The sequence below is a fragment of the Modestobacter sp. SSW1-42 genome (assembly GCF_046635825.1).
Taxonomy (GTDB): domain Bacteria; phylum Actinomycetota; class Actinomycetes; order Mycobacteriales; family Geodermatophilaceae; genus Modestobacter.
This window is the reverse complement of the sequence record NZ_JBISCA010000003.1, coordinates 224,474-237,386: the sequence shown is the minus strand read 5'-3', so window position 1 is coordinate 237,386 and position 12,913 is coordinate 224,474. Positions and strand designations below refer to the sequence as shown.

At 74.5% G+C, this 12,913-nt stretch carries 10 protein-coding genes; all 10 read right to left on the bottom strand.

The window, feature by feature from the left end; translation table 11 throughout:
• Position 1 precedes the first annotated feature (1 nt).
• The 10 genes from ACGBYP_RS11360 to ACGBYP_RS11315 all read right to left on the bottom strand — a co-directional run bounded on the left by ACGBYP_RS11360 (position 2) and on the right by ACGBYP_RS11315 (position 12,883).
• Positions 2-1,057, bottom strand: a complete 1,056-nt coding sequence (locus ACGBYP_RS11360; protein WP_411584086.1) for a zinc-dependent alcohol dehydrogenase — start codon at positions 1,055-1,057, stop codon at positions 2-4.
• Positions 1,054-2,442, bottom strand: coding sequence for a M24 family metallopeptidase (locus tag ACGBYP_RS11355; RefSeq protein ID WP_411584084.1), 1,389 nt, complete (start codon positions 2,440-2,442; stop codon positions 1,054-1,056). The genes ACGBYP_RS11360 and ACGBYP_RS11355 overlap by 4 nt, the downstream gene beginning before the upstream one ends.
• Positions 2,443-2,485: 43 nt before the next feature.
• Positions 2,486-3,289, bottom strand: coding sequence for a glucose 1-dehydrogenase (locus ACGBYP_RS11350; RefSeq protein WP_411584082.1), 804 nt, complete (start codon positions 3,287-3,289; stop codon positions 2,486-2,488).
• The gene (locus tag ACGBYP_RS11345; RefSeq protein ID WP_411584080.1) at positions 3,286-5,907 is read right to left on the bottom strand and encodes an ATP-binding cassette domain-containing protein; all 2,622 of its coding nucleotides are present in this window, start codon (positions 5,905-5,907) and stop codon (positions 3,286-3,288) included. Before ACGBYP_RS11345 ends, ACGBYP_RS11350 begins: the two co-directional genes overlap by 4 nt.
• The gene (locus ACGBYP_RS11340) at positions 5,907-7,010 is read right to left on the bottom strand and encodes a substrate-binding domain-containing protein (protein WP_411584078.1); all 1,104 of its coding nucleotides are present in this window, start codon (positions 7,008-7,010) and stop codon (positions 5,907-5,909) included. The genes ACGBYP_RS11345 and ACGBYP_RS11340 overlap by 1 nt, the downstream gene beginning before the upstream one ends.
• An 86-nt stretch (positions 7,011-7,096) precedes the next feature.
• The gene (locus ACGBYP_RS11335; protein ID WP_411584076.1) at positions 7,097-8,107 is read right to left on the bottom strand and encodes an ABC transporter permease; all 1,011 of its coding nucleotides are present in this window, start codon (positions 8,105-8,107) and stop codon (positions 7,097-7,099) included.
• Positions 8,108-8,291: 184 nt separating this feature from the next.
• A complete protein-coding gene (locus ACGBYP_RS11330) occupies positions 8,292-9,095 on the bottom strand; it encodes a helix-turn-helix domain-containing protein (protein WP_411584074.1) in 804 nt (267 codons plus the stop codon).
• Between the two features lie 121 nt (positions 9,096-9,216).
• Complete coding sequence (locus tag ACGBYP_RS11325; protein ID WP_411584072.1) at positions 9,217-10,593, bottom strand: NADP-dependent succinic semialdehyde dehydrogenase; 1,377 nt, start codon at positions 10,591-10,593, stop codon at positions 9,217-9,219.
• A gap of 21 nt (positions 10,594-10,614) precedes the next feature.
• Positions 10,615-11,505, bottom strand: a complete 891-nt coding sequence (locus ACGBYP_RS11320) for an NAD(P)-dependent oxidoreductase (RefSeq protein WP_411584070.1) — start codon at positions 11,503-11,505, stop codon at positions 10,615-10,617.
• 10 nt (positions 11,506-11,515) lie between these two features.
• Positions 11,516-12,883, bottom strand: coding sequence for a dihydrolipoamide acetyltransferase family protein (locus ACGBYP_RS11315; protein WP_411584068.1), 1,368 nt, complete (start codon positions 12,881-12,883; stop codon positions 11,516-11,518).
• Between the last annotated feature and the right edge of the window lie 30 nt (positions 12,884-12,913).

The window sequence follows — 12,913 nt, the reverse complement described above, 5'->3', positions numbered from 1 at the left end:
TTCAGCCTCCCAGCGTGGGGTCGATGAGGATCTTGCCCTCCACCTGGCCGGTGGCCAGGCGCTCGAGCTGGTCGGCGAGGGCACCCAGCGGGTGCACCCCCTCGAGCAGCTCGGCGGCGAGCGGGGTCGTGGCGAGGAGGTCCAGCGCGGGGGCGAGGTCCTCGGCGCAGACGTGCGCGAGCGTGGTCACGATCGACACCTCGCGCATGACGAGGGAGTGGACGTCGAGCTGCTGGGGCCCGGCGGGCAGCCCGACCTGCAGGACCGTGCCGCCGGGCCGCACCACCCGGGTCGCGGCGTCCAGCTGGCCGGGGGCGCCGCTGGCCTCGACGACCACGTCGGCGCCGACCGGGCCCAGCCCGGCGAGCACGCGGTCGACGACGTCCGGCCCGGCCTCGACCACCCGGGTCGCGCCCAGCCGCAGCGCCCGCTCCAGCCGGGCGCCGGGGAAGTCGACGACGGTGAGGTCGACGTCGGCCAGCGCGCGCAGCCCGGTGAGCAGGAAGCTGCCGATCGCCCCGGCCCCGATGAGCACCACGCGGTCGCCGTCGCGGGCGCCGGACCGGCGGGCACCGTGCAGCCCGACGGCCAGCGGCTGGGCCAGCCCGGCGGCGTCCAGCGACAGCCCGGGGGGCAGCGGGGCGAGCACCGACTCGGGGACGGCGACGTACTCGGCCATGCCCCCGGCGGTGTTCAGGCCCAGCGTGCGGTAGCTGCGGCACAGGTTGGTGCGCCCCTGCCGGCAGCGGTCGCAGCTGCCGCAGGAGACCCCGGCCCCGCTGGCCACCAGCGCGCCCGCGGGCGTCGTCGTCCCGGGTCCGTGCCCGACGACCTCGCCGACGAACTCGTGGCCGGGCACGAGCGGGCCGGAGTGGCCGGTGACCGGGTGGGCCCGCTCCACCGGGAAGGTGCGCGGCCCGGCCTTCCACTCGGTGGCGTCGGTGCCGCACATGCCCGAGCGCAGCACACGCAGCAGCACCTCCCCCGCGCCCGGCTCCGGGACCGGCCGCTCCTCGATCCGGACGTCGTGGGCGCCGTGGTAGACCGCGGCCCTCACGGGGTGACCTCGCCACGGCCCTCGGGGGTGTTGAGGTGCGACTGCGGGCTGCGCAGCAGCGGCAGCTGCCCGCCCAGGCCGTAGAAGCGCTGCCCGGCGACCAGCAGCTCCTCGGCCGGGAACTTGGTGATGACCTCGCAGCCGGTGGCGGTGACCACCAGCTCCTCCTCGATCCGGGCAGCCCCCACCCCGTCGGCGGCGGGCCAGTAGGTCTCCAGCGCGAAGACCATGCCCTCCTCCAGCACCTCGGGGTGGTCCAGGGAGACCAGCCGGGAGAAGATCGGCTTCTCCCAGATCGACAGCCCCACGCCGTGGCCGTACTGCAGCGCGAACGCGGCCTCCTCGTCGGGGAAGCCGAACTCCTGGGCGGTCGGCCACACCTCGACGACGTCGGCGGTGGTGGCGCCGGGCTTCACCCGCGCGATGGCCAGGTCCATGTACTCCCGGGCCCGCTTGTAGGCGTCGGCCTGCGCCCGGCTGGCCGACCCGACGGCGAAGGTGCGGTAGTAGCAGGTCCGGTAGCCGTTGTAGCTGTGCAGGATGTCGAAGAACGCCGGGTCGCCGGGGCGGATGAGCCGGTCGGAGTAGACGTGCGGGTGCGGCGAGCAGCGCTCGCCGGAGATCGCGTTGACCCCCTCGACGTACTCCGAGCCCAGGTCGTAGAGCGTCTTGGCGACCAGGCCCACGGCCTCGTTCTCGCGCACCCCGGGCCGGAGGAACTCGTAGAGCTTGTCGTAGGCGGCGTCGACCATCGAGGCGGCCTGGGTGAGCAGCGAGACCTCGTCGCGGGTCTTGACCCGGCGGGCCTCGAGGAACACCTGCTGGCCGTCCACGACCTGGACGCCGGCCTGCTGCAGGGCGAACAGGACCGGCAGCTCCACGACGTCCACGCCCAGCGGCTCCCCGAGCAGCCCGTGCTCGGCCAGCTCGTCCCGGACCTTGCGCGCGACCTCCTCGGCGATGCCCGCGTCGGGGTGGAAGGCCCCGCGCAGCGTGGAGATCCCGGCCCGGGCACCGGAGGTCTTCCGGGGCCGGACGGCGTCGTGGTGCGGGGCGTGCGGGTCGGCGTCGGCCTCGGCGGTCGTGGTCGACAGCCAGGGGTTGTAGAGCTGGTGGTGCTTGGCGGCCGACCCGAAGTCCCACACCACCGGGTCGGACTCCCGGGTGACCAGGGCGAAGCGGATGAGCTTGTCCATCGCCCAGGTGCCGATGTGGGTGGCGGACATGTAGCGGATGTTGGCGAAGTCGAAGGCCAGCAGCGCACCGAGGTCCGAGCGCTCCAGCTCGGCCTTGAGCCGGGCGAGGCGCTCCTCGCGCAGCCGGTCGAAGCGGATGCGCTCCTCCCAGTCCACGGCGTTGGTGCCGAAGGTGGCGGTGCTCGTCATGAAGGGGCCTCTCTGTGGCGGTACGGGGTGGGTGCGGGCCGGGTCAGACGAGGACCATGCCGCCGTCGATGGCGACGACCTGGCCGGTCATGTAGTCCGAGTCGGCCGAGGCCAGGTAGACGGCGGTGGGGGCGATGTCGGCCGGTTCCGCGGGACGGCCGAGCAGGATGTCGCCGGCCATCGAGTCGAAGCCGGCGTCCGCGGCGCCGATGGCGGTCAGGTCGGCGTCCAGCTGTCGCCACAGCGGGGTGGCGACGACACCGGGCGAGAAGGCGTTGACCGTGACGCCGTCGGCGGCCAGGGCGCGGGCGGCGGACTGGGTGAGGGAGATGACCGCGGCCTTCGAGGCGCTGTAGGGCGCGAAGTCGGGGAACCCGGTCCGCCCGGCGATGGAGGCGGTGTTGACCACCTTGCCGCGGACCGCCCGCCCGCCGGGGCCCCGGGCCGGGAACCGGCGGGCCGCCTCCTGGGTGCCGATCAGCACGCCGAGGGCGTTGACCTCCAGCACCCGGCGGAAGTTCTCCTCGGTGACGTCGAGGAAGCGCATCGGGGTGTTGACCCCGGCGTTGTTGAAGACGACGTCGAGCCGGCCGAACGTCTCCACCACCAGGTCCAGGCCGCGGGCCACCGACGCCCGGTCGGTGACGTCGGCGACGACCGGCAGCGCCGCGGCGCCGACGTCCCCGGCCACGGCCCGCGCGGCGTCGGCGTCCCGGTCGGCAACCGCGACCCGGGCCCCGTGGGCGGCACAGGCACGGGCGATCGCGGCACCGATGCCCGACCCGCCCCCGGTGACCACCACGACCCGGTCGGCGAGCCGGCCGGCGTCGGCGGAGGGGCCGCTCACGCGGTCACGACCCGCTGCCGGCGGCGGAGCGTGCCCACCGTGTAGAGCACCGCGGCGGCGAGGATCAGCGCGCCCTGGAAGAAGTACTGGTAGACGGAGTCCAGGCCGAGGAACACCGTCGCATTCAGCGTCTGCTGCAGCAGGACAGCGCCCAGCAGCGGGCCGACGAAGGTGCCCCGGCCGCCCAGCAGGCTGGTGCCACCGAGGACGACGGCGGTGACGCTGGCCAGGGTGAAGCTCGCCCCCTGCGAGGGGTCGCCGACGCCGTACTGGCCCATCAGGACCAGGGCGCCGAGGAAGACCAGCGCCCCGCTGGCCATGTAGCCGGCGACGACCGTGCGGTCGACGTCGATCCCCAGGCTGCGGGCCGCGCCCTCGTCGGAGCCGACCGCCCGCAGCTTCCAACCCCACCGGGTGCGGCGCAGCGCGTACTCGAGCGCGACCGCCAGGACGACGGCGACGCAGAAGACCAGCGGCAGCGGCCCGAAGCTGCGGTTGACCAGTTCCTGGAACGGCAGGCTGATGTAGCCGCCCTGCTCCGGGCGCAGCAGCAGCGCCAGCCCACCGAAGGCGATGTAGAGCGTGAGGGTGGCCGCGATCGGGGTGAAGTGGGCGAACCGGATCAGCGAGCCGTTGACCAGGCCCGTGCCCAGGGCGACGGCGAGCATCAGCCCGATCCCCAGCAGCACGGTGGGCAGCGGTTCGCCGTCGTTGACGAAGAACGACGACACCACCACCAGGAACCCGGCCAGCGGGCCCACCGACAGGTCGATGCCCGCCGTCAGCAGGGCGATGTTCTGCCCCATGGCGATGAAGGCCAGCGCGCTGGCCGCGGTGAGCAGGTTGGCGATGTTGAAGGTGGACAGGTAGCCGCTGTCGTGGCCCAGCAGGACCCCGGTGAGCACGGCGATGATGACCGCGACCAGCGCGGGGGGCGCGTAGTCGCTGCGCAGCAGCCGGCGCAGGCCGCTGACCCGGTCCTGCCGCAGCTCCTTGGGGACGCTCACCGACTCGGTGCGGGCGCCCACCGCGGCGCCGACCATCCGCTCCTCGGTGACGTCGTCCCCGCGCAGCGTGGCCACGACGTGCCCCCGGGACATGACGAGCACCTCGTCGCACAGCCCCTCGAGCTCCTTGGCGTCGGAGGAGGCGATGACCACCGGGACCCCGCGCGAGGAGGCCGCCCGGAGGATGCCGTAGATCTCCGCGCGGGCCCCGACGTCGACGCCCTGGGTAGGCTCGTCGGCCAGCAGCACGACCGGGTCGGACAGCAGGGCGCGGGCGATGACGACCTTCTGCTGGTTGCCGCCGGACAGCGCCGAGACCGGCGCCTCGGTGGAGGGTGCCTTGACCGACAGCTCGCCCAGCGACCGGCCGACCGCCGCGGCCTCCCGCCGCCGGCTGAGGAACGGGCCGCGGGTGAGGCCGCCCAGCGCCGACAGCGCGGCGTTCTCCCGCACCGAGAGGCTCATCATCAGCCCCTCCGCGTGCCGGTCGGCCGGCATGTAGGCGGCGCGGTGCAGCAGGTCCGCCGACGACAGCGGACGACCGCCGATGGACACCTCGCCGGCGAAGGGCTCCAGCCCGGCCAGGGCGCGCAGCAGGTTGGTCTGCCCGTTGCCGACCACCCCGGCGATGCCCAGGATCTGCCCGCGCTGCGCCGAGGCGGTGACGTCGGTGAACCCCGGGCCCGCCAGGCCGGTGAGCTGCAGCGAGGTCCGGTGCTCCTCGCCGGCGTGCTGCTTGGGCGGGAACGTGGAGTCCAGCTGCCGGCCGAGGATCAGCGCCAGCAGCTCGTCGTCGGTGATCTCGTCGACCACGGCGGTGCCGCGCACCCGGCCGTCGCGCAGCACGGTCACCCGGTCGGCGAGCTGGCGCACCTCGGCCATGCGGTGGGTGATGTAGACGACCGACGTCCCGGCGGCGACCTGCTCGCGGACCCGGTCGAAGAACGCCTCGACGACCTCGCCGCCCAGCGGTGCGGTCGGCTCGTCGAGGATCAGCAGCCGCGGGGACACCGCGAACGCCTTGGCGATCTCCAGCAGGTGCCGCTGCGCCACGGTGAGCGTCTCGACCCGGTCCCGGGGGTCGACGTCCAGCCCGGCCCGCTGCAGGATCTCCGCGCACGCCCGCGCCGGGCTGCCGGCGCCGAACGCGCTGCGGGGCAGGGCCACCTCCAGGTTCTCCTGGACGGTCATGTCCGGGAGCACGGCCGGGTGCTGGTGCACGATCGCGATGCCGTGGGCGGCGGCGCTGCGCGGGGTGAGCGTGCCGACGTCGTCGCCGGCCACGCTGATCGTCCCGGAGTCCGGCTGCAGGACGCCGGTGGCGATGTTCATCAGCGTCGACTTGCCGGCCCCGTTCTCGCCCAGGACGGCGTGCACCTCCCCGGGGAGCACCTGCACGGACACGTCGGCCAGCGCGGTCACCCCGGCGAAGTGCTTGGAGATGCCCTGCATCTCCAGCGTCGCCGGGCGCGTCATCGTCGGGGTGGAGCTCACCTGGTCCTCCTCACGGTCTCGGGTGGCGGTGCTGCCGGTGGGGTGGCGGTGGGGACGGCGGCCGGCCGCGGTGCTGCCGCCGGCCGGCGTCCCCGTCGTCGCGTCGGGCTCGGTCACTAGCCGAGCTCCGCCTGCTTCTCCCCGGGCAGCTCGGCCGACAGGTAGACGTCGCCGGGCAGCTCCGGTCGGCAGGTGACCGGGTTGGGGGTGCCGGTGACGGAGTCCTCGAACACCGGGCCCTCGAAGCTGGTCTCGGTGGGCACCTTCCCGCCGGTGGCCTTGGCGATCGCGACCTGCACGGCCAGCCGGACGTTGTCGTTGCCGGTGGTCACCGTGGTCATCGGGAACGGGTTGGTGGCCTGCTGGTCGGCCCAGAAGCAGCTCAGCGCGTTGCCGTCGGTGGTGACCAGCGCTGGGATCGGCCGGCCGCTGTCGGGGAACAGCCCCAGCGAGCTGACCAGGGTCGGCCCGAAGTCGGAGACGATGACGTCGATGTCGGGGTTCTTGGAGATGGCCGCCGACAGCAGCGTCTGGGTCTTCGTGGGGTCCCAGTCGGTGGCCGTGAACGGGACCTCGCCGACGAACTGGTAGGTCTCGGGCAGCTCGGCGCGCAGCGTCTCGTACTCGGTGGTGCTCTGGCTGTTGCCGGCCGGCCCGCCCAGGAACAGGATGTTGCCGCCGTCGGGGACGTTGGCCTCGATCCAGGTCGCCCAGTTGCGGGCATCGGCGGCGAAGTCGTAGCCGATCCAGGCGTCGTAGTTCTCCCCCGCCTTGCCGCCGGGGTCGACCCGGTAGGGCACGGTGACGACGCCGGCCTTGTAGGCCTGGGTGAGCGCCGGGAGCACGGCCTTGCCGGCGTCGGGGAACACGACCATGGCGTCGACGCCCTTGGACGCGAAGCTCTTGATGTCCGAGATCGCCTTCTGGGTGTCGCCCTGGCCGTCGGCGTACTCGAAGCTGGTCACGCTCGGGCACTTGGCCGCCTCGTCGCGGCCGGACTCCGTGGTGACCAGGCGCCAGCTGTTGCCGCCGAAGCCGTCGAGCAGGGCGAAGGAGATCTCCTTGGTGCCGCACCACTCGGGGGCGCCCTCGACCCGGGTGACCTCACCCTCCGCGGCGCCCCCGCCGCCCCCTCCCCCGTCGCTGCCGCCGCAGGCGGTGAGGGTGAGCAGGCCGACGGCGGCCAGGGCCGTCCCGGGGAGCAGGTGACGCACGTTCATCGGTGTTCCTTCCAGAGGGCACGGCGATCTGGCCGTGCGCCGGCAGCGTTGACGACAGGGAGGAGCGGGTGACGCGGGTCGAGCGGTCAGGCCGCGGCTGCGGCCTGGGCACGGCGCGGGCGCCGGGAGAGCAGCGCCCGCCAGTCGACGGTGTAGAGCGAGACGCCGATCGCCAGCGCGAGGGCCTGGACGATCGTCTGGACGGCGGTGGAGACGCCCAGGGCCACCACGAACTGCACGAGCTGCTGCAGGAAGACCGCCGCGATCACGGTCGCCAGCGGGAACCCGCGGCCACCCAGCAGCGACGTGCCACCGAGCACCACCACGGCCACCGAGATCAGCAGGAAGCTGTCGCCCTCGAAGGCGCTGGGCTGGGCGGTGATCCCGGCGAGCATCACGCCGGCCAGGCAGTACAGCAGCTGCGCCCAGACGTAGGCCGACATCTGGTGCCCGCGCACCCGCAGGCCCACGGCCCGGGCGGCGCGCGGGTTGGCCCCGACGGCCTCGAAGTGCCGGCCGGGCACCGTCTTCTTGACCAGCACGCTCACCACCGCCAGGGCGGCGAGGGCGAACAGCACCGCGTGCGGCACCCCCGCCGTCCGCCCGCCGGTGAGGCCGGCGAGCAGGTCGGTGGTGATCCGTGGCCGGCCACCGGAGACGGCGAGCACGGCCCCGTACAGCAGTGCGTTGGTGCCCAGCGTGGCGATGATCGGGTTGAGCGACAGCACGCCGATGAGCACGCCGTTGAGCAGCCCGGCGAGGACGGCGACGGCGAGCGCCACCGCGACGGCGAGCGGGAGCCGGCCGTCGTCGCCGTCGGGGACGTGCGTGGCCAGCACGACCGCCATCGAGATGCCCCCGGCCACCGACAGGTCGATGCCGGACTGCTGGACGACCAGCATCTGCCCCAGCCCTGCCACCGCCAGGACGGCGGCGATCTGCAGCATGCTGCGGACGGAGGTGCCCGAGACGCTCGAGGGGGCGAGCAGGGCGCTGATCGCGAAGAGCAGGACGGTGGCGGAGCCGACGGTCAGCAGGCCCTTCGAGACGGTGAACGCCTTCGCCCCGCGGAGCGGGGCCGGGGTCCGTTCGGCCATGGACGAGCTCACCTCAATCGGCCGTCGCCACGTCGATGTGGCGGCTGTCACTGTTGAGTGTGACTGTACAAAGCTCGGTGAACACCTGGCAAGGGGCAGCGCCGGACTTCTCGCCGGAGCGCCCCGTCAGCCGCTCCGGCCGCTCACGGGACGACGGGTGGTGCGTGCCGGTGCCGGTGCCGGGTCAGTGGCAGTTGCCGTGCACGAACCAGATGCCGTGGAAGGGCACCGTGCCCACGTTCCGCAGCAGGTGCGGGATCGCGGAGTCGAAGCCCAGCGACTCGCCCTCGCGCAGCACGAAGACCTCGTCGCCGATGGTCACCTCGAGCACCCCGGAGATGACGTACCCGTACTCGAAGCCCTCGTGGATCATCAGTGAGCCGTCGGGCGTGGCGGCGGCCCCCGGGGCGTAGCTGATCTTCATGAAGTTGACGTCCCGCTCGGGGGTGGCGGCCAGCCGCTCCCAGTCGACGCCCTCGGCCATCCGGATGTGCGCCCGGTGCGAGGGGTGCACCACGGAGATGCGGGTGGCGTACTCCGACGGGCTCCAGGCGTTCGCCGGGTTGTCCAGCGGGTGCCGCGCCGCGACCGGCCGCGGGGGCTCGGCGGAGGCCACGGCCAGGGTGCCGGCGGCCGGGGCGGCCGGGGTGACCTGGTCGGCCTCGGCGTCGAAGAGCTCGTCGACCCGGACGTCGAGCAGCCGGGCGAAGGTGTACAGCGTCGACACCGAGGGCCGGGACTTGCCGTTCTCGATCTGCGACACCAGCGACGGCGAGACCTCGGCCTGCCGGGCCAGCTCGCGCAGGCTCAGCCCCGCGGCCTGGCGCAGTTCCTTCAGACGCGGACCCAGCTTGTCCATGGTCGACAGTGTGGCCAGCGCGTGCTCGACGGGCATCCCCCGACCGAGCGGTGCGCCGGGCCGGTCGGACCCGGCCGCGACCGGCTCCTCGTCGTCCGGGGACTCGGTGCGTGGGGCGGGTCGGCTCACACGGTCCTCCGCTCCACCTGTCGACGCACGTGTCGGTACCTCCCGGTACGTCGCTGTGAACGTACCTCCCCGCTGCCGGGCGGGCAGGGCGTCGCCGCTGCCCGCCGGGCACCGGCCCTGGTCAGGCGCGCCAGACCGTCTTGAGGTTGCAGAACTCGCGGATGCCGACGGCGGCCAGCTCGCGCCCGTGGCCGGAGTCCTTGATCCCACCGAAGGGCAGCTCGGGGTGCGAGACGGTCATCCCGTTGACGAACACCGCCCCGGCCGCCAGGCGCCGCACCAGCTCGGCCTGCTCGGCCTCGTCGCTGGTCCAGACGCTGGAGCTCAGCCCGAAGCTGCTGTCGTTGGCCAGCCGCACGGCCTCCTCGACGTCCCGCACGCGGTAGACCGTGGCGACCGGGCCGAACGCCTCCTCCCGGTGGATGCGCATCTCCTCGGTGATGCCGGCCAGCACGGTGGCCGGGTACCAGAACCCCGGCCCCTCGGGGGTCGTCCCTCCGGTCAGCGCCGTCGCCCCGTGCGCCAGGGCGTCGTCGACCAGCTCGGCGACGTCGGAGCGCCCGCCCGGGGTGGCCAGCGGGCCGAGCTCGGTCGCAGCGTCCTGGGGGTCGCCGACGACGAGGGCGGCCATGGTGTCGACGAAGCGGGCGACGAAGGCGTCGTAGACGTCGGTGTGGACGATGAAGCGCTTGGCCGCGATGCAGGACTGGCCGTTGTTGATGGTGCGCGCCCGGGTGGCCACCTCGGCCGCCCGCGTCACGTCGGCCGAGGGCAGGACGATGAACGGGTCGGCGCCGCCCAGCTCGAGCACGACCTTCTTCAGGTGGTGGCCGGCGGTGGCGCCCACGGCCCGGCCGGCCGGCTCGGAGCCGGTGAGGGTCACCGCGGCCACCCGCCGGTCGGCGATGACGGCGTCGACGCCGGCCGCCCCGATGAGCAGGGTGGAGAAGGCACCGCGCGGGAAGCCGGCCCGCTCGAACAGCGCGTCGAGGTAGAGGGCGGTCTGCGGCACGTTGGAGGCGTGCTTGAGCAGGCCCGCGTTGCCGGCCATCAGCGCCGGGGCGGCGAAGCGGACGACCTGCCACAGCGGGTAGTTCCACGGCATCACCGCCAGCACCACGCCCAGTGGCTCGTACTGCGCCCACGCCCGCGAGGCGCCGACCACCGAGGGGTCGGCCAGCGGCTCGTCGGCGAGGAACTGCGCGGCGTGGTCGGCGTAGAAGCGCATGCCGGCGGCGCACTTGCGGGTCTCGGCCAGCGACTGCGCGACGGGCTTGCCCATCTCCCGGGTCATCATCGCCGCGACCTCGTCCAGGTCGCCCTCGAGCAGGTCGGCGGCGGCCCGCAGCCACGCGCCCCGCTGCTCCGAGGTGGTCGCGCGCAGCGCCTCGACGGCGTCGGCGGCCCGCTGCAGCCGCTGCTCCACCTCCGCCGGCGGGTGCGGCTCGAAGACCTGCTCGACGTCTCCGGTGGCGGGGTTGGTCGTGGCGATCGGCACGGGGGCTCCTGTGTGGGTCGGTCAGCGGGTGGGCGGGGTGGCGGTGCGCAGGTGCACCGCGACGGCCGACTCGTCGTCCTGCCCCAGGCCCGCGGCGACGGCGGCGTCCAGGACGGCGAGGTTGGTGGTGGTCTGCGGGAGGGGCGCCCCGACCCGGCCGGCCAGCTCCAGTGCCAGCCGGAGGTCCTTGGCGGCGAGCTCGAGCGCGAAGGTCACCGGCACCTCGCCGGGCCGCTCGTAGGCGGCCCGGCGGTACTGCACGAACGGCGCGGCGACGGCGCTGTTCGCGAACACCTCGTAGGCGCGCTCGCGGGCGATCCCGGCCCGCTCGGCCAGCACCAGCGCCTCGGACACGGCCTGGTTGAGGCTGTGCACGATCGTGTTCACCGACAGCTTCATCGCCGCGCCCGCCCCGGTGGGCCCCAGGTGGAGCACCCGGGCGCCGAGCACGTCGAGCACCTCGCGGGCGCGGTCCACGTCGGCCGCGGGGCCGGCGGCCATGATCGTGAGCCCCGCGGCCTGCGCGCTGGCCACGCTGCCCGAGACCGGCGCGTCGACGAAGGACCCCTCCCGCTCGCGCACCCAGTCGTGCACCTGCTGCACGGTGGAGGGCGAGACGGTGCTCATGTCGATCGCCAGCGCCCCCGGCTCGAGGCCGGCCAGCACCCCGTCCTCGCGACGGTAGGTCTCCAGCAGCGCCCGGTCGTCGGCGAGCATGGTGACGACCACCTGCGCCCCCGCGACCGCGGCCGCCGGGGTGGGCGCGCTGCGGGCGCCGTGCGCGGCGGCGAAGGCCTCCGCGGCTGCCGGTGAGCGGTTCCAGACCGTGAGCGGGTGCCCGGCCGCGGCCAGGTGCCCGGCCATCGCCGTCCCCATCCGGCCCAGTCCGAGGAAGGCGACCGTCGTCGTCACCGTCGCCCCCTCAGGCCAGCAGCCGGAGCGGCTGCTCGAGGTTGCGCACCAGCTGCGCCATCCACCGGGCGGCCAGCGCGCCGTCGACGACCCGGTGGTCGACCGACAGCACGAACGCGCCGACGGTCGCGACGGCCAGCACGCCGTCGTCGACGACCGCGGTCGGGGCCGCCGCACCGACGGCGAGGATCGCCGACTGCGGGGGGTTGATGATCGCGGCGAACTCCTCGACGCCGTACATGCCGAGGTTGGTGACCGCGATCGACCCGCCCTCCAGGTCGCGCTGGGCCAGCGTGCCGGCGTCGGCCCGGGCGACGAAGTCGCGCACGGTGGCCGCCACCGCGCTGGGCGCGGTGCGGTCGACGTCGCGCAGCACCGGGGTGACCAGACCCCGCTGCGAGGCGATGGCGACCGCGACGTCGACGGAGTCGAAGACCCGGACGGCGTCCTCGGTCCAGACGGCGTTGGCCTCCGGCACCTGGGTGTGGGTCACCGCCACCGCCCGCAGCACCAGGTCGTTGACCGAGATCCGGGTGGCGGAGACCTCGTTGAGCTGGCGCCGCAGGTCCAGCAGCGCGTCCAGGCGGGCGGTGCGCTTGACGTAGAAGTGCGGCACCGTCTGCTTGCTGGTGGTCAGCCGGCTGGCGATGGCGCGGCGCACCCGGCTGTGCGGCTCGTCGTGCCAGCCCGCGGCCGGGGCCGGACGGCGGGTCCCCGCGGCGGGCACGGGCGCCGCGGCAGGCGGAGGCGCGGCCACGGCGGGCTCGTCGGCCGGGGCCGTGCGGCCGGACGCGACGGCGAGCTCGGCGTCCTTGCGGACGATGCGGCCGCCGGGTCCGCTGCCGGTCACCCCGTGCAGCGGGATGCCCGCCTCGGCCAGGATCCGCCGGGCCAGCGGGGAGGCGAACACCCGTCCCCCGGTGGGGGCCGGCCCGGCCGCCGGGGCGGGGCTGCCCGACCGGGCGTGCGCCGGGGCGGCCTGCTCCTCCGCCACCTCCGGCTCGGCGGCGGTCTCGGGCTCGGGTGCGGCGTGCACGCTCCCCATCGCCGCCGGTGCCGGCACCGCGGGGGTCGCGGGGCCGTCCCCGGACAGCACGCCCAGTCCCGCCAGGAGCGCGTCGACGTCGGCCCCCCGCTCGGACTCGGTGCCGAACAGCGCCATCGGGGCGCCGACCTGCACGGTCTCACCGCCGCGGGCGAGCTGGCGCAGCAGCACGCCGTCCTGGCCGGCCTCCACCTCCACGGTGGCCTTGTCGGTCTCGATCACGACGATCGTCTGGTCGGCGGTGACGGCCTGGTCCTCGGCCACCACCCACTCCGACAACGTCGCCTCGGTCGCGCCGGCGGCGACCTCGGGCACGCGGAACAACGATGCCACCACTGTCCTCCTCGACGGTGCAGGGCAAAA